The organism is Roseateles sp. DAIF2, from assembly GCF_015624425.1.
Lineage (GTDB): Bacteria > Pseudomonadota > Gammaproteobacteria > Burkholderiales > Burkholderiaceae_C > Kinneretia.
The window spans coordinates 5,750,606-5,768,822 of record NZ_CP049919.1; the positions used below are offsets into that span (position 1 = coordinate 5,750,606).

The window sequence follows — 18,217 nt, forward strand, 5'->3', positions numbered from 1 at the left end:
CCTGCTTGGCAAAGATGTGAGTGGGGTGATCGTGATGCCCAGGCGAGCGGCGGCCGGGATCGCACTCCACGGTGGGGCTCCACCTCGCGTCGCCAGTCATGCGATCCGGCCGGCATCGTACAGTCGCCGGCCATGAGCCTGCGCTACCTCACCCTCCCCGTCACGCCCTTCGCCCAGAACTGCTCCCTGCTGTGGTGCGACCAGACCCTGGACGCCGCGGTGGTCGATCCCGGCGGCGAGCTGCCGCGCCTGCTGGCCGCCGTCGCCGAGCAGGGGCTGGCACTGAAGGCGATCTGGCTGACCCATGCCCATATCGACCATGCCGGCGGCGCCGGCCAGCTGGCGCGCGAGCAGGGCCTGCCGATCATCGGCCCGCACCCGGGCGACCAGTTCTGGATCGACGGCCTGCCGCAGCAGAGCGCGATGTTCCGCTTCCCGCCGGCCGAGGGCTTCACGCCGACGCGCTGGCTGCAGGACGGCGACACGCTGCAGATCGGCCACGAGACCCTGGCCGTGCGCCATTGCCCCGGCCACACGCCGGGCCATGTGGTGTTCCACTCGGCCGCGGCGCAGCGCTGCTTCGTCGGCGACGTACTGTTCGCCGGCAGCATCGGCCGCACCGATTTCCCCGGCGGCGACCATGCGACCCTGATCGCCTCGATCACCGAGCGGCTCTGGCCGATGGGCGACGAGACGGTCTTCATCCCCGGCCATGGCCCGGAGAGCAGCTTCGGCCGCGAGCGGCGCAGCAACCCCTACCTGCGCAATACCTGAGCCGCGCCCGGGCGGCAAGGTGAATTCTTCACAAAAGCCGCCCGCAAGATTCACCGCCGCCGCGCGGGGCGTCTCCCTATGCTTGGTGACAGTACGGTTTGTTACTTCCGTCCTCACCACCGCACAGGGAGCCCATCATGATGGACATCGCCACCGCCTCGCCGAGCCCCGAATTCCGCCGCGAACGCCGCGCCGCGGCCTCACTGAGCAGCCATTGGCTGGGGCTGGTGCTGGAGGAACTGGACTACGGCGTGCTGCTGCTGAACCAGCGCGGCGCGGTGCTGCACAGCAACCGCGCCGCCCGCCAGACCATGGACGCGCAGTACCCGCTGCAGCTGCTGGGCGGCCAGCTGCGCGCCCGCAGCGCCAAGGACATCAAGCCGCTGTACGAGGCCCTGGCCCAGGCCGAGGGCGAGGGCCGGCGCTGCCTGCTGCGCCTGGGCGAGGGCAGCGAGCAGGCCAATGTGGTGGTGGTGCCGCTGAATCGCGATGTCGAGCAGGCCGCGGTGCTGCTGGTGCTGGAGCGGCGCCAGCTCTGCGGCGCGCTGGCCGCGCAATGGTTCGCGCTGCGCTACGGCCTGACCCCGGCCGAGACCGAGGTGCTGAAGGCGCTCAGCGATGGCCATGAGCCCAGCAGCGTCGCGCAGAGCCAGGGGGTGGCGATCTCGACGGTGCGCACCCAGATCCAGAGCATCCGCGCCAAGTCCGGCGCCCCCAGCATCCGCGAGCTGCTGCGCCAGCTGGCGGTGCTGCCGCCGCTGATGTCCGCCCTGTACAACTGACACTGACGCGCCGACTTACATCCTCTAACATGTGGCGCTTCGAACGGCCCCCTCCCCGGGCCGTCGGCCTGGAGAGCGCCCATGGACACGTCCGCCGTTCTTGCGCCGATCCTCGAGCCCGCCCTGGCGGGCCTGCCCGCCCCGCTGGCCGAACTGGCCGCGCGCGGCCTGGCGCGCAGCTATCGCAAGGGCACCCTGCTGATCGAGGAGGGCACGCAGGGCGACTGCATCTACCTGGTGCTGTCGGGCCGGCTGCGCGCCTTCGGCTGCGACGCCCGCGGCCGCGAGGTCACCTATGGCAGCTACGGCGCCGGCGACTACGTCGGCGAGATGAGCCTGGACGGCGGCCCGCGCTCGGCCAGCGTGATCACCGAGGAGCCGAGCCGCTGCGTGATGCTGACGCGCGAATCGATCCTGGCCCATATCGCCCAGCACCCCGAATTCGCGCTGGACCTGCTGACCCGCGTAATCCGGCGCGCCCGCGCGGCCACCTTGTCGACCAAGCAGCTGGCGCTCAACGATGTCTACGGCCGGCTGAAGGCCCTGCTGGAAAGCGCGCCGGACGAGCGCCTGACGCACCAGGCGATGGCGCAGCGCCTGGGCTGCTCGCGCGAGATGGTCTCCAAGCTGATCAAGGACCTGGAGCTGGGCGAATACCTGGCACGCGCCGGCACCGGGCGCTACCAGCTGCTGCGGCCGCTGCCCGGGCGCTGGTGAGCCGGCGGCGCCGTCAGCCGCGCTTGGCCGCCGGCAGCGGCGGCGCGACCTCGTAGCGGCGCGCCGGCTTCTCGGCGCGCGCGTACAGGCCCTCGACCTTGGGCAGGTTGGCCTGGATGTCGCGGATCCGGCTCGGGCCGGCCGGGTGGGTGGACAGCCATTGCGGCGGCGCGCCCTTGCTGGCCTCGCCCATTTTCTGCCACAGGCTGACGCCGGCCGCCGGGTTGTAGCCGGCGCGCGCGGCCAGCTCCATGCCGACCAGATCCGCCTCGCTCTCGTCCTCGCGGCCGAACTTCAGGGTCAGCAGCTGGCTGCCCATGCTCAGCACCGCGTCGCCGACATTGCCCAGGCCCAGCAGGCCGGACAGCAGGTTGGCGCCGACGCGGGTCGCGGTGGTCTTGGCCATGCGCTCGCGCGCATGTTCGCGCAGCGCATGGGCCACCTCATGGCCCATGATGGTCGCGACCTCGTCGTCGCTCAGCTTCAGCTTCTCGAGGATGCCGTAATAGAAGGCGATCTTGCCGCCCGGCATGCAGAAGGCGTTCAGCTGGGCGCTGCCCAGCAGGTTGACCTCCCAGCGCCACTGGCGCGCGCGCGGGTTCCAGCCGTAGGAATGCGGAATGATGCGTTCGGCGATCGCACGCAGGCGCTGCAGCTGCGGGTTGCCGTCCGGCGCCAGCCCGTTCTGCTGGCGCGCCTGGGCCATCATCTGCTGGTACTGCTGCGCGCCGGCCTGCTCGACCTGCTCGGCCGGCACCAGCTTGGAAATGCTGCTCTGCGACCCGACCTCGACGCCCTCGCGGGCCCAGGCCGGCAGCGCCGCGCCCAGCGCTCCGGCGCCCAGCAGACCGGTGAACAGGCGGCGGCGCGGCGCGGCAACGCCCTCGCAGGCGCGGCAGGCGCAACGGCCGAAACCATAGGCGGGTTCATAGGGCAGGCGCAGATCGTCGTGGCAGCGGAAGTCGTCGTGATGCATGCCCGTATTCTGAGCCAGATCAATGACCTGACCGACAATAGCGCCCATGGTCACGCCTCCCACGCCCGTTGCGGGCGCCCATTTCGACACGCAGCAGTTCCGCGCCGCCCTGGGCATGTTCGCCACCGGCGTCACCATCGTCACCGCGCGCGGCCCGGACGGCACCCTGGTCGGGCTGACCGCCAATTCCTTCAACTCGGTCTCGCTGTCGCCGCCGCTGGTGCTGTGGAGCCTGGCGCGCAGCGCCGCCTCGATGGCGGTGTTCAGCCGCGGCTCGCATTACGCGATCAATATCCTGGCCGCCGACCAGAAGGCGCTGGCCCAGCGCTTCGCGACCCGCGACATCGACCGTTTCGCCGGCGTGGCTTGGCGCGAGGGCGCCGGCGGCGCGCCGGTGCTGGAGGGCGTGGCCGCGGTGTTCGAATGCGCCAACCGCAGCCGCTACGAAGAGGGCGACCATGTCATCTTCGTCGGCGAGGTCGAGAGCTGCGAGGCCCAGCCGCAGGCCCAGCCGCTGCTCTTCCACGGTGGGCGGTATTACACGGAATTGCCGATTTGATGGGCCTTGCGGCCCGATTTCGACGCAGACCGTTACGCAAGAGCCGATCCGGAAACGCCTGGAAACGACCGGGCTCGGGACAATTTCGTACGGGCGCCAGCCGGCAACGATCGGCAGCCCGCGAAAGGTCCCAAGATGTTGCTCACCTGTTCCCATTGCCAAGCCCGAAACCATGTGCCCGAGGCCGCTGCGCGGCTCGACCCCAGCTGTGAACGCTGTGCCCGACCGCTGCTCAGCGGCGAGGTGCTGGAGCTGACCGAGGCGAACTTCGACGCGGTCGTCGCCGGCAGCGAGCTGCCGGTGCTGGTCGACTTCTGGGCCCCCTGGAGCGGCCCGGCCCGCATGATGGAGCCGCAGCTGAACCAGGCCGCCAGGCAGCTGAAGGGCCTCGCGCTGATGGTCAAGGTCAACAGCGACGCCAACCCCCGCCTGGCCCAGCGCTTCGCGATCCGCGCGATCCCAACCCTGGCCCAGCTGCGCGCCGGCCAGGAGGTGCAGCGCATCAGCGGTGCGCTGCAGGCGCCGCAGATCCTGGAGTGGATCCAGTAGGGCTGCGCCCTCAGGCGCGCCCGGCCGGGAAGGCCTGCGGCGCGACTATCGCCAGGCGCCAGCGCCAGGCTCGCCAGCAGCACCTGACGCAGGCGCTGCACATGGCCGGGCATCAGTCGGGCCAGCTGCGGATGGTTCTGCTGCAGCACGCTGGAACACAGCGCCATCCAGCCGCCCAGCAGCACGATGCCGCCGCTCACCGCCAGCGCCAGCCCCGGCCGCGCCAGGGCGGAGAGCCATAGCAGCAGCGGCAGGCCCGCCAGCAGCCCCCCACCTCCAGCAGGCTGTAGGCCTTGGAGATCGTCATCGGGTGCACCGCCCGCAGCTGGGCCTGCTCGCGCACCGAGGGGATTTCCTGACCCGCCACCAGCTGGCGGTAGATCGGTTCGCTGGCGCCGGTGTTGACGCTGAAATGCAGGGCATCTGTCATGTGTACCAGTACAGCAGTACACCTAGGTAGCAGGCGTCAAGCATGCCGATCGTCATGACCTGACAGGTCATCGACGCGCAGCGCGGGTTTGCGCACAGTAGCGCTCAACGCAAACAGGTTTCTTCCTCACCCACTCAACCACCGGAGCCTCACCATGAGATCGATCCTGCCCTCGCCGTTCCTGAAGTTCGCGCTGATCGCCGATGCCGTCGTCGGCGCCGCGATGGCGGCCCTGCAGCTGCTGTTCGCCAAGGAGCTGGCGGCACCGCTGGGCCTGCCGGCCGAGCTGCTGACCGGCACCGGCCTGTTCCTGGTCGCCTATGTCGCGCTGCTGCTGGTGATGGCCAGCCGGGCCCGCCTGTGGGCGGCGCTGGTGCAGTTCGTCGTGATCGGCAATGTCGGCTGGGCGCTGGGCTGCGCCGGGCTGATGCTGGGCGGCGGTGCGACCGCCCTGGGCCTGGCCTTTCTGGTCGTGCATATCGCCGGCGTGCTGAGTTTCGCCACGCTGGAGCAGATCGGCCTGCGCCGCTCCGCCCCGGCGGGCGGTGCGGCCCGCACGGCCGTGGCCTTCTGATGCAGCAGGCAGGCCGGCCTAGAAGGCGGTCTGCCTGAAGGTGTTGCGGCCCGCGCCCTTGGCCTCGTAGAGCGCCTCGTCGGCGCGCTGCAGCAGGGCCGCCGGCGTCACCGTCGCCGCGCCACCGCCGCTCTGATACGCGATGCCGATGCTGGTCGTGACCTGCAGGCGCTGGCCCTCCAGCTCGAAGGGACGGGCGATCGCCGCAGCGATCTTGTGCGCCACCAGCGCCGGCTCCTCCTCGCCGCTGAGTTCCTCCAGGATCACGACGAACTCGTCGCCCGCCAGCCGCGCCACCAGGTCGACGCTGCGCACGCTCTCGCGCAGCCGGCGCGCGAACTCCTTCAGCACCGCGTCGCCCATCGCATGGCCCAGGCTGTCGTTGATGGACTTGAACTTGTCGACATCGAGGAACAGCAGGGCCAGCGCCCGGCCGCTGCGCGCGGCGCGCGCCAGCGCCAGCGGCAGCACCTCGTCGAACTGGTGCCGGTTCGCCAGCCCGGTCAGGCTGTCGTGGCGCGCCAGCGCCAGCAGCTCGCGCTGCACCTCCTTCAGCACCGTGATGTCCTGGCTCAGGCCGTAGATGCCCTGCACCACGCCATCGGGGCCGAAGTCCGGCACATAGTCGTTGCGCAGCCACAGGGGCTGGCCATCTCGCTCGGATTCCAGCTCGAAGCTGACCCGCTCGCCGGCCAGCGCGCGACGCAACCAGGGCGCGCGCTGCGCATAGCGCCGCTCGTCCAGCACTTCCTTGATCGGCCGCCCCAGCGCCTGCTCCGGCTCCATGCGAGTCCAGGCGCGGAAGGTGGCGTTCAGGAAGCTCAGGCGCTCCTGCGTGTCGACGTAGGAGATCAGCACCGGCAGGTTGTCGGTGATGTCGCGCAGGCGCTTTTCGGTGGCCTGCAGCGCGGCCTGGGTGCGCAGCATCGCGGCCTCGCGCTGGCGCTCGGCGGTGACGTCGCGCAGGGTCAGCGCCACGCCGTCGCCGACCGGCACCACCTGGTGCTGCAGGCTCAGGCCGCGCGCCGCCGGCATGTCCAGGCCGAACTCGTCCTGCAGGGTGCGACGGCTGCGCAGCGCCGCGCAGTACAGCATCAGGAAGCGGCTGTCGCCGCCGTCCGGGAACACCTCGCTGCGCAGCCGGCCGATCAGCTCCTCCTTGCTCTTGCCCAGCAGCTGGGCGCCGCGCGCATTGCAATGGCTGAAGCGGAAGTCCAGCAGATTGCCGCGCGCATCGCGCTCGGCGCGCAGCATCCAGAAGGCATCGGTGCTGGCGTCCCAGGCGGCCTCGAACTGCGCGCGCGCGCGTTCGCGCGCCGCCTGGCTGCGCCGCAGGCTGGCCGCGGCCAGGCTCAGCCCGCCGAAGGCCAGCAGCAGGGCCAGGCAGGCCAGCGCGGTCAGGCGCAGCAGCAGCGCGCGCCGCGCCTCGTAGGGCGCCAGCACCTCCTCCAGGCTCAGGCCGCCGAGGGCCACCAGCGGATAGCCCTGCATGGTCTTGTAGGCCAGGCGACGCTGCACCCCGTCGAGCTTGCTGCCGGCGACATAGCTGCCCTCGGGCCAGCGCTTCAGCTGCTCGATCAGGTAGTTGTTGCCGGCGGTGTCGCCGAACCACAGGCGCTCGCCGGAGCGGCGCGCGCGCAGCACCCAGTCCAGGCCCACCAGCGCGACCACGCCCTGGCGGCCGAACTGGCTGGCGCGGTAGAAGTCGGTGAAATGGCGCGGATCCAGCAGCACGACGAGCACGCCGGCGAAGTCGCCGTCGCCATGCTGCAACCGGCGCGTCAGCGGCAGCTGCCAGGGCTGGCCGGCGCGCCCCGGCTCGGGCCGGGCGATGAACAGGCCCGCCGAGCCGGGGTCGCGATGCACTAGGAAATAGTCGCGCCCGCCGACCTCCTCCACCGCCATCGGCCGGGTCGCATCCAGCACGCGGCCGCGCGCATCGGCCAGGTAGAAGCCGATCACGCCGGGCAGCTCCGCCAGACCCAGCTTCAGCAGGCTGGTCTGCGCGCCGCCGGCCCAATCCTCGCCGCGGGCGCGCTGCTCGACCTGCAGCGCCGCGAAATTGCTGATCAGGTCGACCTGCTGCAGGCTGCGCCGCGCATATTCCTCGAAGGCCTGGGTCAGGCCGGTGACGCGGGCCTCGGCCTCGCGCTCGACCTGCTGCCGCTCGGTCGTCAACTGGCCCCAGATCAAGAGGCAAAGCCCTGCAATCGTGGCCACGCCCAGCAGCGGCAGAGCCCAGACCAGCAGGTCCAGCCTGTTGCGCCGGCGACCCAGGAACTGCAAGGGCATGATGCCGAGACCTTCCACATCGCATGGTCCGTCCCTGCACAGCCTGATCCCGCCTCGCCGGGCGGTCCTGCGGTCCAGCATACGCCGCCGCCACGAGCTTGGGAAAGCCGGGCGATGCCCCCGATTCAGGGGCTGGCGCGCCCCGCGGCGAAGCGCGCGAACCAGTCCACCGCCTCGGCATTGGCCATCGCGTCGCGCACCGGCCGCGCCGCTGTCATGCCGGCGTCATCGGCCTGCCATATCGGTATCGCAGCATCGCGGGCTCACGCTGTCAACGTCATGGACCACGCCATCCCGCACAAGACCGAGCTCGCGCACCGCCTGCTGGCGGGCCCGCGTCAGGCCATCCCGGCCGGCTTGCGCATGCTGCTGATCATGGTCGACGGCCGCAAGCCGCTGGGCGAGCTGGCCACGCTGGCGCGTGGACTGGGCCTGCAGCCGCAATCGGCCTTCGAGCAGCTACGCGGCCAGGGCCTGATCGCCTGGGCGGGCGAGCAGGGCCAGGCCGGGCGCGAGCGCGCGCAGCGCCTGGTGCGGGCCAAGTTCTTCGCGCTGGACCTGGCCGCGCGCATGCTGGCCGGGCGCGACCAGGGCCTGCGCGAGGGCGCCCGCGCGGTCGACTCGGAATCGAGCTTCGCCGCCTGGCTGGACGAATGCGCGGCCGAGATCACCCGCTCGGCCGACGCCGAGCGCGCGGCGCTGTTCCGCGAGCGCGTGCTGGCCGCGGCCGCCTGAGCGACGTCTTCATCGGCCCGTCACGCGTGCCGACCATACTGGCTGCCATCGATCCGACGACAGGCAGTCATCATGGCCGCGCAGCCACCGCATCAGCCCGCTCCCCCGACGGCACCGGACCAGCTCTGGCGCACCCTTTCCGGCACCCTGGCGCTGGCCGGCTTCGAGCCCAGCGACTTCGAGCTGACCGCCGGGCCACCGGACGGCCTGCGGGCGATCGGCCTGCCCGACCGGCTGCTGACCCTGCGCCGGCGCTCGACCGGGCACCGCCAGCTCTACGCGATTGCGCCGGGCAGCCCCTGGCTGTTCAGTGCCTTCGCCGACCTGACCGCCGGCCGCTTCGGCAGCCCGCCGCGGCATTGACCATCGCTCGACCGATTCTCGCCGCCGGCGTCGTTCGCATGGCCCGATGCTGAACACGCCCCAACCGCCGGCCGCCACCCTGCTGCCACCCACGCTGCCCAGCTATGGCGCCGATGCCCATGGCCTGATCTGCGGCTACCGCTTCCGCCCCGGCCGGGCGGCGGAGGCGATCGCCTCCGCCGAGGCGGCGCTGCCGCTGGCGGGCGCGGCGCCCGACGAGCCGGGCAGCTTCGTCTGGCTGCACCTGAACCTCAGCCATGCCGGCGCCGAGGCCTGGATGCGCACCCATGCCGAGCTGCCGGACAGCTTCTACGAGGCGCTGCACGAGGGCTCGTCGCGCTCCACCCGCATCGAGCGCGACGGCGACACCTTGTTCGCGGTGATCAACGACATCACTTTCGACTTCAGCTTCGACGCCAGCGACGTCGCGACCCTGTGGCTGGCGGTCGGGCCGGGCCTGGTACTGAGCGCGCGGCGCCAGCCGCTGCGCTCGGTGGACCGGCTGCGCATGGCGGTCAAGCGCGGCGAGCCGCTGGCCTCCAGCGTCGCGCTGCTGGACCATCTGCTGAGCGACCAGGCCGACGAGCTGCAGCGCATCGTGCGCCAGGCGACGATGCGGGTCGACGACATCGAGGATGCGCTGCTGGCCGGCAAGCACGAGGGGCATGGCGGCGAGATCGCGCGGCTGCGCCGCCTGATGGTGCGGCTGCAGCGCCTGCTGGCGCCCGAGCCCAGCGCGCTGATGCGCACCCTGAGCCGCCCGCCGGCCTGGCTGGCCAGCGAGGACCGCGAGCAGCTGCGCCGCGCCAGCGAGGAGTTCGCGCTGGTGCTGGGCGACATCGCGGCGCTGCAGGAGCGCATCAAGCTGATGCAGGACGAGAGCGCCGCCCGCGTCGCCGAGGACAACAACCGCAGCCTGTTCACCCTGACCATGGTCACGGTGCTGGCGCTGCCGATCAACCTGGTCTCGGGCCTGTTCGGCATGAACGTCGGCGGCATTCCCCTGGCCGAGCACGGCCATGGCTTCTGGATCATGGTGAGCCTGATTGCCGGGCTGACCGGGCTGATCGCGTTTCTGGCCCTGCGGCGCATGCGGCGCTAGCGCGAACGGCAGCATGGTGAAATGGGTGGAACGCGCAAACCAGGTTGAACATGCCCTCGACGCCGCCCTTTGTTGCCGTGCTGCTCTACCCGGGCTGCATCTTCTTCGAGATCGCGCTGGCGGCCGAGACCCTGCGGTCGCGCCACGCCATCCGCTACTACACGCCCGACGGCGCGCCCCATGCCGCCTCGAACGGCGCGGAGGTGGCCGCATCCGGCAGCTGTGCGGAACTGGCACGGGAGGAGCCGGCCGCCCTGCTGATTCCCGGCGGCGATCCGCGCAGCATCCTGCTGCCGAGCAACCGGGCCGCGGCCGCGCTCACCGCGCTGGACGAGCGCGGCTGCCTGCTGGCCGGCATCTGTGCCGGCAATCTGGTGCTGGCGGCCTCGGGCCGGCTGCGCGGCCGCCGCGGCACCCACAACTACACGCCGGAACATGCAGCGCCGGAAGCGGTCGCGGCGACGGCCAACTACTGGGAGGGCCTGGAGTTCGTCCGCGCCGACCTCGTGCGGGACGGGCGGCTCATCACCGCGCAACCCTGGGCCTATCGGCAGTACGCCGCGGCGGTGGCCCTGGCACTGGGCGTGATCGCGCCACAGGAAGCGGCCGAGCTGGTCAGCTATCCGGCGCGGCGGGCCTATGGCCAGCAGGCCTGAACGCATCGAGGTACCGCGCGCGGCGGTCCGCCTGATGCGCTTTCCCGACGCCATGGCGCATGACCCGGCCATCGAGGCCTGGATGGCGGGACAGGCGGACGAGCTGGGCGAGATCGCACGGCATTGGTTCGCGGTGATCCGCCGCTGCGCCGGCGCCGAGCTGCGCGAGCTGCTGCACGACGGCCACCCGACCGCCTGTGTCGGCGATGCGGCTTATGCCTATGTCAATGCCTTCCGCGCGCATGTCAATGTCGGCTTCTTCCTCGGCACCGGCCTGGCCGATCCGGCGGGACTGCTGCAGGGCAGCGGCCGGTTCATGCGCCATGTGAAGCTGCGCCCCGGCGAGGCCGTCGATGCCGCGGCCTTGGAGGCCCTGATCGAACGCGCCTGCCGCGACATGGACGCACGGCGGCGGCGCGAGCCCCCGGTCTGATTCGAAACTCCCTGCGCGCTCAGGCCAGGTCGACGAAGCGCCACCAATCCCGCGTGAACGGATGCCGCCGATAGCCGCTCACGCCGGGCTGGCACAGGTCGGTGCGCAGCGCATGCCAATGCGCCAGATAGGGCATGTAGGCCAGCATCATGCGATTGGCGCGGCGCATCAGCGCGAGGCGCTCCGGGCCGTCGGGCAGCGCGCGCTGGGTTTCGTAGAGGCGGTCGTAGGCGGGCAGCTTGAAGCGCGCGTCGTTGGACTGGCCGGCGTTGGGGCCGTAGGCCATGCCGAGGAAGAAGTCGCCGTCCGGGAAGCTGATGTTCCAGCTGTAGCTCCACATCATCAGTTGGCCGGCCAGGGTCTTCTTGATCAGCTCGCCGAAGGTGCCGATGTCGAATTCCAGGCGCAGGCCCAGCAGGTCCATGCGCTTCCTCCACAGCTCGTTGAGCGCGCGCTGGCGCTGGTCCTCGACGCCCGCCAGGCGCAGGGTCAGGCGTGAGCCGTCGGGGTTCTCCAGATAGCCATCGCCGTCGACATCGCGATAGCCGTAGAGGTCCAGCAGCGCGCGGGCGCGCGGCAGGTCGGCGCTGCCCATCTCGCTTTTCAGCACCGGGTCATGGCCGTAGACCGCGGCCGGCAGCAGCGACTGCGCGGGCAAGCCCTGGCCCTTGAACACCAGGCGCAGCTCGGCCTCGTTGTCCAGGCCCAGCGCGATCGCGCGGCGCAGCGCCACCTTCTCGGGCGTGTAGCCGCCGACCTGGGCATCGTCGAAGTTGAAGAAGGTCAGGCGCGTGTCCGGTCCCAGACTGCTGCGCGCCTGGATGCCGCGCTTGGCCAGGTGCGGCGCCAGGCGGCCGCCGGGCAGCACCAGCGGCGCAACGCCGGTGGGCATCTCCACCACGTCCAGCTCGCCGGTCGCGAAGGCCAGCCAGCGCGGCTGCTCCTCGATGATCACGTTGACCTCGACCCGGTCCACCAGCGGCAGGCGGCGCCCGGCCAGGCGCTGCACGAGGGCCTGGCCCTCGGCGTCGTCGGCCGGCGGTTCGGCGGCGAAGAACTGCTCGCGAAAGCGCGGGTTGCGCTCCAGCAGGATCTGCGAGCCGCGCCGCCAGCGCGCGAGCCGGAACGGGCCGGTGCCGACCGGATGGGCCATGATGTCGCCGCCATAGGCCTCGACCACCTCGCGCGCGATCGCACCGGTCAGGCCGGCATCGGCGAACAGCTGGGTCAGGCGCGGCGCGCTCTGCGCGACGCGGATCTCGAAGCGGTAGCGGTCCAGCGCGCGCAGGCCCTCGACCGCCGCGTCATAGTCCAGCCCGCGCTTGGCGCGAATCGCGCGCTCGCGCAAGGCCTGCATGCCGAGGATCTGCGCGTTCTCGAAATGGTGCAGATGCTCGGTCTTGATGCGCGGGTCGAAGAAGCGCTTCAGGGTGTAGACATAGTCCGCCGCCACCAGCTCGCGCGGCTTGCCGCCGAAGGCCGGATCGTCGGCAAAGAAGATGCCGGGCCGGAGCGTGAAGACGAAGCGCCGATGCTCGTCGCCGACCTCGGGCAGGGCCGCGCAGGTCTGCGGGATCAGCCGCGCCGGGCGCGCCAGATAGTCGTAGGTCAGCGGCGCCTCGAAGATATGCGCATTGACCGCCACCGAGGTCTGGTCCGAGACCTGCGGCGGGTCGAAGCCGACCTCGGCGCTGTTGTAGGCCAGGCGCAGGGTCTTGGGGCGGGCCGACGATGAAAGAGGCTGCGCACCCGGGGCGGTGGGCAGCAGCGCGGCACCGGCCAGCAGGGTGCGGCGCTTCATCGCGCGGCGCCCCGCTGCTGCTGCGGGTCGATGTCGACGAAATGCCAGAACTCGTTGCGGAACAGCGGGCGCCGGTAGCCGATCAGCCAGGGCTGCGACAGGTCGTTGATGATGCGGTGCACATGGGTCTTCTCGGGCACGTAGACGGCCTGCAGGCGCTTGGCCTGCAGGAACAGGGCCTCGCGCTCCGGCCCATCGGGCAGCAGCTGCATGCGCTCGTAGAGCCGATCAAAGGCCGGCAGCTGGAAGCGCGCATAGTTCTGCGCGCCGGTCGCGGGGCCGTAGAGGCGCTGCAGCTGGCTCAGGCCGTCGGGCGAGGTGGCGCTGTTCGCCAGCATCCACAGCTGCAGCTTGCCGGCGCGGGCCTGCTTCAGCTGCTCCGGCCATTTGCCGGAGAAGAAGCGCGTCCGGATGTTGACCGCGTCGAAGTTGCGCTTCCACAGCTCGTCGTACTGGCGCGAAAGCGCATCCGGCTGGGTCGCGACCTCGATCACCAGGGGCTTGCCGTCGGGCATGTCGCGCCAGCCGTCGCCGTCCTGGTCGACATAGCCATAGAGGTCCAGCAGGGCCTTGGCGCGCGCCGGGTCGAAGTCGCCGTTGACGCTCTTGTAGTTCGGGTCGTAGCCGCTGGTATGCGGCACCAGCGGCGACTGCGCCACCACCGCCTGGCCGCGCCGCACGCCGTTGATCTCGCGCTCCATGTCCAGCGCCAGCGAGATCGCGCGGCGCAGCGCCACCTGGCCCGGCGCGTAGCCGCCGACCGTCGGATCCTCGAGATTGAAGAAGGTATAGGCGCTCTCGGCCCCCAGCACCCGGTGCAGGCGGATGCCCTGCCGGAGCAGATTCGGTGCGACACGGCCGCCCGGCAGCGCGACATTGACAAACTCCGGCGGCACGCGATTGAGCAGCTCATGCTCGCCGTTGACGAAGGACAGGTAGCGCGGCTGGCTCTCCTCGATGATGGAGATCTGCACCCGGTCGATCATCGGCAGGCGCCGGCCCTTCAACCGCGCCAGGATGGCCTGGCCCTCGGCATCGTCGGCGGCCGGTTCGGCGTCGAAATAGCGCTCGCGGTAGTCGGGGTTGCGCTCCAGCACGATCAGCGAGCTGCGCCGCCAGTCCTTCAGCACGAAGGGGCCGGTGCCGACCGGATGCTCCATCGCGGCACCGGGATAGGCCTCGATCACCTCGCGCGCCACCGCGCCGAACAGATCGCTTTGCGCCAGCAGGTACAGCAGGCGCGGGCGCGGCTCGCGCACGCGGATCTGCAGGGTGTAGCGGTCCAGCGCCCTCAGGCCCTCGATCGGCTGGGCATAGTCGAAGGGCTGCTTGTCGCGCAGCGCCTGCCGGCGCAGCTCGGCCAGGCCCAGCATGCCCTGCTCCTCCAGCAGGGCCCAGCCCGCCGCGCTCTTGTTGGCGGGGTCGGCCACGCGCTTGAGGCTGTAGACATAGTCCTCGGCCACCAGCTCGCGCTTGCGGCCCTTGAAGGCCGGGTCCACAGCGAAGAAGATGCCCGGCCGCAGGCGGATGGTCCAGACGCGATGGTCGGCGGACACCTCGGGCAGCGCCGCGGCCGTCAGCGGGCGGATCTTCACCGGCCGCGCCAAGTAGTCGTAGGCGTAGAGCGCCTCGAAGATATGCGGCGTGATGGTGCGCGAATAGGTGTCCGAGATCTGCGCCGGATCGAAGCCGGTCTCGGCGATCTCGAAGGCATAGCGCAGGATCTTGGGTGCCAGCCCCTGGGCCCAGACCGGAACGGCGGCCGTCGCCGCCACAAGAACCGCCAACGCGGCGATCAAGCAGCGCGACGGGCTCATTGCGGCTTCTGCTTGTCGGTGTCGATGTCCACGTACTGCCAGAACTGCAGGGCGAACGGTGGGCGCTTGTAGCCGATCAGCCAGGGCTGGCTGAGGTCGGTGATGATGCGATGCACCAGATAGCGGTTCGGCGCATAGGCCGCGGTGATCCGCTGCGCCTCGCGCAGCAGGGCCAGGCGCTCGGGGCCGTCGGGCAGGGCCTGCATCTGCTCGTAGATCGCATCGAAACGGGCGTCGCGGAAGCGGCTGAAGTTCTGGTTGCCGCTCGACGGGCCGTACAGCAGCTCCAGCCCGGGCTGCACATCGGGCGTGTTGGAGCTGAAGCCCAGTTGCCACACCATCAGCTGGCCGGCACGCGCCGACTTGAGGTTCTCGGGCCACTTGGCCACCTTGACCTCCAGGCGGATCTGCAGCGCGGACAGGTCGCGCTGCCACATCTCGTCGAAGGAGCGCGAGCGGGCGTCGGGCTGGCTCGCATAGCGGATCACCAGGGGCTGGCCGTCGGGCTGGTCACGCCAGCCGTCGCCGTCCTTGTCCACATAGCCATACATGTCCAGCAGGGCCTTGGCGCGCGCCGGGTCGTAGTCGCTCTGCGGATTCTTGTAGCGATCCTCATAGCCCCAGGTATAGGGCGCCACGACCGACTCGGCCCGCACCGCCTGATCGCGCCAGACCATGCTGATCTCGCGCCCGATGTCGGTGCCCAGGGCGATGGCGCGGCGCAGGGCCACGCGCTCGGGCGTGATGCCGCCCACCACCGGATCTTCCATGTTCCAGTAGTAAAGATAGCGGTCCGCAGCCAGGATGCGCTCCATCTGGATGCCCTGCCTGGCCAGGTTGGGCGCCAGCTTGCCCTTGGGCGTGGCCACCGTGGCGAAGGGGGCGGGCACGACCCAGGACAGATCGAACTCGCCGTTCAGGAAGGACAGCCAGCGCGGCTGGTCCTCCTCGATGATCGCCACCTCGACCCGGTCCACCAGTGGCAGGCGCCGGCCCTTGAAGCGCGCCAGCCAGGCCTGGCCCTGGGCGTCATCGGCATTCGGCTCGGCATCGTAGTAGCGCTCGCGGTAGCCGGGGTTCTTCTCCAGCACGACCAGCGAGCTGCGCCGCCAGCTCTTCAGCATGAAGGGCCCGGTGCCGACCGGATGCGCCATGATCTTGTCGCCGTAATACTCCACCACCTCGCGCGCCACGCCGTTGAGCAGGTCGCTGGAAGCCAGGTTGAAGAGCAGGCGCGGCCGCGGCGCCTTCAGCCGGAACTGCAGGGTGTAGCGGTCCGGCGCGCGCAGGCCCTCGATCGGCTTGTCGTAGTCGAAGGGCTTCTTGTCGTTCAGCGCGGCCTGGCGCAACTCTTCCAGCCCCAGGATGCCGACATCCCTGAAGTTGGTATAGGCCGGGCTCTTGTTGGCCGGGTCGAAGAAGCGCTTCAGCGCATAGACGAAATCCTGCGCCACCAGCTCGCGCTTCTTGCCGCCGAAGGCCGGGTCGTCGGCGAAGTAGATCCCGGGCTTGATCCGGATGGTCCAGACCTTGAAGTCGGGCGAGCTCTCCGGCAGGTCCTGCGCGACATTGGGCCGGATCTTGTAGGGCCGGGCCAGGTAGTCGTACTCGTACAGCCCGTCGAAGATATGGCTGACGATGATGCGCGAATAGAGATCCTGCAGCTGCGCCGGATCGAAGCCGGTTTCGGCGGCGTTGAAGGCGTAGCGCAGCACCTTGGGCGGGGGCTGAACCTGCGCCTCGGCGACCGGCGCAGCAGCCACGGCCATCAGCAGCGCGCAGCAGGCCGCCGCCCAGCAGCGACGCGCCCTCACGAGCCGGTCCTCGCCTTCTTCCGATCCATGTCCACGTCGATGTACTGCCAGAACTGGTTGCCGAACAGGGGCCGGCGGTAGCCGGTCACCCAGGGCTGGCTCAGCTCGGTCAGCACGCGGTGCACCAGGAACTTCTGCGGCATGAAGGCCGTCGTGATCTTCTGCGCCTCGCGCAGCAGGGCCAAGCGCTCCGGCCCGTCGGGCAGGCGCTGCATCTGCTCGTAGACCTCGTCGAAACGCTTGTGCTTGAAGCGCCCCAGGTTCTGCCCGCCCGAGGTCGGACCGTAGAGGATCTCGAGGCCGGGCTGGGTGTCGGGGGTACTCGCGGTATAGCCGAGCTGCCAGATCATCAGCTGGCCGGCGCGCGCGGCCTTCAGCTGCTCGGGCCATTTGCCGGCCTTGATGTTCAGCTTCAGGCCCAGGTTGTCCATATTGCGCTTCCACAGCTCGTCGAAGCTGCGCGACAGCGCGTCGGGCTGGCTGGCATATTCGATCAGCAGCGGCTTGCCGTCCGGCTGCTCGCGCCAGCCGTCGCCGTCGCGATCGACATAGCCGTACATCTCGAGCAGGGCACGAGCGCGCGGCAGATCGTAGTCGCCGTTCTCGTTCTTGTAGTCGGGGTCATAGCCCCAGGTGCCGGGCGCGACCACCGATTGCGCGATCACGGCCTGGCCGCGCCGCACCGTGTTGATCTCGCGCTGCGTATCGGTGCCCAGCGCGATCGCGCGCCGCAGTGCCACCCGTTCCGGCGTATAGCCCCCGACCACGGGATCTTCCATGTTGAAGTAATAGAGCGTGCGGTCGACATTGACAAGGCGCTGCATCTGGACACCCTGCTTGGCCAGGTTCGGTGCGACCTTGCCGTTGGGCGCGGCGATGTTCGAGAACTCCAGCGGCACGCTGATGTAGTCGAGCTCGCGGTTCAGGAAGGAGAGCCAGCGCGGCTGGCTCTCCTCGATGATCGAGACCTCGACCCGGTCCAGCATCGGCAGGCGCCGGCCCTTGAACTTGGCCAGCAAGGCCTGACCCTCGACATCATCGGCATTCGGCTCGGCGTCGTAATAGGTTTCGCGATAGTTCGGATTTTTCTCCAGCACCATCTGGGAACTGCGGCGCCATTTGCTGAGCATGAAGGGGCCGGTACCGACCGGGTGCTCCATCGTGCGCCCGGCGTAATGCTCGATCACCTCACGAGCCACCGCGCCGTACTGGTCGCCGCCGGCCAGGCTGAAGATAAATCGCGGGCGCGGTGCCTTCAGCCGGTACTGGATCGTGTAGCGGTCCAGCGCACGCAGGCCCTCGACCGGCTTGTCATAGTCGAAGGGCTTCTTGTGCTTCAGCGCTTCCTGGCGGAGTTCGTCCAGGCCCAGGATGCCGGCATCATTGAAGTAGGAATAGGCCGGGCTCTTGGACGCGGGGTCGAAGAAGCGCTTCAGCGCATAGACAAAGTCCTCCGCCACCAGCTCGCGCTTCTTGCCACCGAAGGCGTCGTCGGGAGCGAAATAGATGCCCGGCTGGATCTTCACGGTCCAGACCTTGTAGTCCTCGCTGATCTCCGGCATGCCCGCCGCGACATTGGGCCGGACCTTGTAGGGCCGGGCCAGATAGTCGTACTTGTAGAGCCCCTCGAAGATATGGTCGGTGACGATGCGCGAGTACAGGTCGCTGATCTGCGCCGGATCGAAGCCCGTCTCGGCGATCAGGAAGGCATAGCGGAACACCTTCGGCTCGGCCGGCTGTGCCGGCGCAGCCCCCGCGCTGGAAAACGCCAGCATGCCGCCGGTCGCGGCGCAGATCATCATCAGGGACTTGAACATCTTCGGCAGCAGCGTCATGGCGGGGG

At 70.1% G+C, this 18,217-nt stretch carries 18 protein-coding genes and 1 riboswitch; of the genes, 11 read left to right on the forward strand and 7 right to left on the reverse strand.

Going from position 1 to position 18,217, the window contains the following annotated elements; all coding sequences use genetic code 11:
• Nucleotides 1–29 precede the first annotated feature (29 nt).
• Nucleotides 30–110, reverse strand: a riboswitch (ZMP/ZTP riboswitch).
• A 22-nt stretch (nucleotides 111–132) separates the two neighbouring features.
• The 3 genes from G8A07_RS26475 to G8A07_RS26485 all read left to right on the forward strand — a co-directional run bounded on the left by G8A07_RS26475 (nucleotide 133) and on the right by G8A07_RS26485 (nucleotide 2,273).
• On the forward strand, nucleotides 133–774 hold the full coding sequence (locus tag G8A07_RS26475; RefSeq protein WP_195794886.1) for an MBL fold metallo-hydrolase: 642 nt from the start codon (nucleotides 133–135) through the stop codon (nucleotides 772–774).
• A 137-nt stretch (nucleotides 775–911) separates the two neighbouring features.
• The gene (locus tag G8A07_RS26480) at nucleotides 912–1,556 is read left to right on the forward strand and encodes a LuxR C-terminal-related transcriptional regulator (protein WP_195794887.1); all 645 of its coding nucleotides are present in this window, start codon (nucleotides 912–914) and stop codon (nucleotides 1,554–1,556) included.
• Nucleotides 1,557–1,637: 81 nt separating this feature from the next.
• Nucleotides 1,638–2,273, forward strand: a complete 636-nt coding sequence (locus tag G8A07_RS26485) for a Crp/Fnr family transcriptional regulator (protein WP_195794888.1) — start codon at nucleotides 1,638–1,640, stop codon at nucleotides 2,271–2,273.
• A gap of 13 nt (nucleotides 2,274–2,286) precedes the next feature.
• On the opposite strand, the gene G8A07_RS26490 is transcribed toward G8A07_RS26485, so the two are convergent.
• Nucleotides 2,287–3,249: a M48 family metallopeptidase gene (locus G8A07_RS26490; protein ID WP_195794889.1), complete on the reverse strand. Its 963-nt coding sequence runs from the start codon at nucleotides 3,247–3,249 to the stop codon at nucleotides 2,287–2,289.
• 46 nt (nucleotides 3,250–3,295) lie between these two features.
• Here G8A07_RS26490 and G8A07_RS26495 point away from each other — a divergent pair, with 46 nt between their 5' ends.
• A complete protein-coding gene (locus G8A07_RS26495; protein WP_195794890.1) occupies nucleotides 3,296–3,808 on the forward strand; it encodes a flavin reductase family protein in 513 nt (170 codons plus the stop codon).
• A gap of 174 nt (nucleotides 3,809–3,982) precedes the next feature.
• Complete coding sequence (locus tag G8A07_RS26500; protein WP_371816399.1) at nucleotides 3,983–4,357, forward strand: thioredoxin family protein; 375 nt, start codon at nucleotides 3,983–3,985, stop codon at nucleotides 4,355–4,357.
• Between the two features lie 196 nt (nucleotides 4,358–4,553).
• Here G8A07_RS26500 and G8A07_RS26505 read toward each other — a convergent pair whose 3' ends face one another.
• Nucleotides 4,554–4,787, reverse strand: coding sequence for a hypothetical protein (locus G8A07_RS26505; protein ID WP_195794892.1), 234 nt, complete (start codon nucleotides 4,785–4,787; stop codon nucleotides 4,554–4,556).
• 154 nt (nucleotides 4,788–4,941) lie between these two features.
• Here G8A07_RS26505 and G8A07_RS26510 point away from each other — a divergent pair, with 154 nt between their 5' ends.
• Nucleotides 4,942–5,361, forward strand: coding sequence for a hypothetical protein (locus G8A07_RS26510; protein WP_195794893.1), 420 nt, complete (start codon nucleotides 4,942–4,944; stop codon nucleotides 5,359–5,361).
• 18 nt (nucleotides 5,362–5,379) lie between these two features.
• Here G8A07_RS26510 and G8A07_RS26515 read toward each other — a convergent pair whose 3' ends face one another.
• On the reverse strand, nucleotides 5,380–7,653 hold the full coding sequence (locus G8A07_RS26515; RefSeq protein ID WP_195794894.1) for a diguanylate cyclase domain-containing protein: 2,274 nt from the start codon (nucleotides 7,651–7,653) through the stop codon (nucleotides 5,380–5,382).
• Nucleotides 7,654–7,932: 279 nt separating this feature from the next.
• Between G8A07_RS26515 and G8A07_RS26520 the strand changes: the two genes are divergently transcribed.
• The 5 genes from G8A07_RS26520 (at nucleotide 7,933) to G8A07_RS26540 (ending at nucleotide 10,942) form a co-directional block, all read left to right on the forward strand.
• On the forward strand, nucleotides 7,933–8,388 hold the full coding sequence (locus G8A07_RS26520; protein ID WP_195794895.1) for a hypothetical protein: 456 nt from the start codon (nucleotides 7,933–7,935) through the stop codon (nucleotides 8,386–8,388).
• 72 nt (nucleotides 8,389–8,460) lie between these two features.
• Nucleotides 8,461–8,751 carry a hypothetical protein gene (locus G8A07_RS26525; protein WP_195794896.1) on the forward strand — a complete coding sequence of 97 codons (291 nt, stop codon included), beginning with the start codon at nucleotides 8,461–8,463 and terminating at the stop codon, nucleotides 8,749–8,751.
• A 46-nt stretch (nucleotides 8,752–8,797) separates the two neighbouring features.
• On the forward strand, nucleotides 8,798–9,853 hold the full coding sequence (locus G8A07_RS26530; protein ID WP_195794897.1) for a transporter: 1,056 nt from the start codon (nucleotides 8,798–8,800) through the stop codon (nucleotides 9,851–9,853).
• Nucleotides 9,854–9,903: 50 nt separating this feature from the next.
• Nucleotides 9,904–10,509 (forward strand): DJ-1/PfpI family protein, encoded by a 606-nt coding sequence (locus G8A07_RS26535; RefSeq protein ID WP_195794898.1) that lies wholly within the window; start codon nucleotides 9,904–9,906, stop codon nucleotides 10,507–10,509.
• Complete coding sequence (locus G8A07_RS26540) at nucleotides 10,493–10,942, forward strand: DUF1801 domain-containing protein (protein ID WP_213086205.1); 450 nt, start codon at nucleotides 10,493–10,495, stop codon at nucleotides 10,940–10,942. Before G8A07_RS26535 ends, G8A07_RS26540 begins: the two co-directional genes overlap by 17 nt.
• 19 nt (nucleotides 10,943–10,961) lie before the next feature.
• Here the strand turns inward: G8A07_RS26540 and G8A07_RS26545 are convergent, their stop codons facing one another.
• The 4 genes from G8A07_RS26545 to G8A07_RS26560 are packed head-to-tail and all read right to left on the reverse strand — an operon-like array spanning nucleotide 10,962 to nucleotide 18,209.
• On the reverse strand, nucleotides 10,962–12,743 hold the full coding sequence (locus G8A07_RS26545) for an ABC transporter substrate-binding protein (RefSeq protein WP_195794899.1): 1,782 nt from the start codon (nucleotides 12,741–12,743) through the stop codon (nucleotides 10,962–10,964).
• Entirely contained in the window at nucleotides 12,740–14,560 is a 1,821-nt protein-coding gene (locus G8A07_RS26550; protein ID WP_195794900.1) for an ABC transporter substrate-binding protein, read from the reverse strand. Before G8A07_RS26550 ends, G8A07_RS26545 begins: the two co-directional genes overlap by 4 nt.
• Nucleotides 14,557–16,374, reverse strand: coding sequence for an ABC transporter substrate-binding protein (locus G8A07_RS26555; protein ID WP_249937152.1), 1,818 nt, complete (start codon nucleotides 16,372–16,374; stop codon nucleotides 14,557–14,559). The genes G8A07_RS26550 and G8A07_RS26555 overlap by 4 nt, the downstream gene beginning before the upstream one ends.
• On the reverse strand, nucleotides 16,371–18,209 hold the full coding sequence (locus G8A07_RS26560) for an ABC transporter substrate-binding protein (RefSeq protein ID WP_249937153.1): 1,839 nt from the start codon (nucleotides 18,207–18,209) through the stop codon (nucleotides 16,371–16,373). The genes G8A07_RS26555 and G8A07_RS26560 overlap by 4 nt, the downstream gene beginning before the upstream one ends.
• Nucleotides 18,210–18,217: the final 8 nt, after the last annotated feature.

What these genes read in the sequence shown, in the direction of transcription:
- G8A07_RS26475 (WP_195794886.1), top strand. Translation starts at nt 133, where the DNA reads ATGAGCCTGCGCTACCTCACCCTCCCCGTCACGCCCTTCGCCCAGAAC.
- G8A07_RS26480 (WP_195794887.1), top strand. Translation starts at nt 912, where the DNA reads ATGATGGACATCGCCACCGCCTCGCCGAGCCCCGAATTCCGCCGCGAA.
- G8A07_RS26485 (WP_195794888.1), top strand. Translation starts at nt 1,638, where the DNA reads ATGGACACGTCCGCCGTTCTTGCGCCGATCCTCGAGCCCGCCCTGGCG.
- G8A07_RS26490 (WP_195794889.1), bottom strand. Translation starts at nt 3,249, where the DNA reads ATGCATCACGACGACTTCCGCTGCCACGACGATCTGCGCCTGCCCTAT.
- G8A07_RS26495 (WP_195794890.1), top strand. Translation starts at nt 3,296, where the DNA reads ATGGTCACGCCTCCCACGCCCGTTGCGGGCGCCCATTTCGACACGCAG.
- G8A07_RS26505 (WP_195794892.1), bottom strand. Translation starts at nt 4,787, where the DNA reads ATGACAGATGCCCTGCATTTCAGCGTCAACACCGGCGCCAGCGAACCG.
- G8A07_RS26510 (WP_195794893.1), top strand. Translation starts at nt 4,942, where the DNA reads ATGAGATCGATCCTGCCCTCGCCGTTCCTGAAGTTCGCGCTGATCGCC.
- G8A07_RS26515 (WP_195794894.1), bottom strand. Translation starts at nt 7,653, where the DNA reads ATGCCCTTGCAGTTCCTGGGTCGCCGGCGCAACAGGCTGGACCTGCTG.
- G8A07_RS26520 (WP_195794895.1), top strand. Translation starts at nt 7,933, where the DNA reads ATGGACCACGCCATCCCGCACAAGACCGAGCTCGCGCACCGCCTGCTG.
- G8A07_RS26525 (WP_195794896.1), top strand. Translation starts at nt 8,461, where the DNA reads ATGGCCGCGCAGCCACCGCATCAGCCCGCTCCCCCGACGGCACCGGAC.
- G8A07_RS26530 (WP_195794897.1), top strand. Translation starts at nt 8,798, where the DNA reads ATGCTGAACACGCCCCAACCGCCGGCCGCCACCCTGCTGCCACCCACG.
- G8A07_RS26535 (WP_195794898.1), top strand. Translation starts at nt 9,904, where the DNA reads ATGCCCTCGACGCCGCCCTTTGTTGCCGTGCTGCTCTACCCGGGCTGC.
- G8A07_RS26540 (WP_213086205.1), top strand. Translation starts at nt 10,493, where the DNA reads ATGGCCAGCAGGCCTGAACGCATCGAGGTACCGCGCGCGGCGGTCCGC.
- G8A07_RS26545 (WP_195794899.1), bottom strand. Translation starts at nt 12,743, where the DNA reads ATGAAGCGCCGCACCCTGCTGGCCGGTGCCGCGCTGCTGCCCACCGCC.
- G8A07_RS26550 (WP_195794900.1), bottom strand. Translation starts at nt 14,560, where the DNA reads ATGAGCCCGTCGCGCTGCTTGATCGCCGCGTTGGCGGTTCTTGTGGCG.
- G8A07_RS26560 (WP_249937153.1), bottom strand. Translation starts at nt 18,209, where the DNA reads ATGACGCTGCTGCCGAAGATGTTCAAGTCCCTGATGATGATCTGCGCC.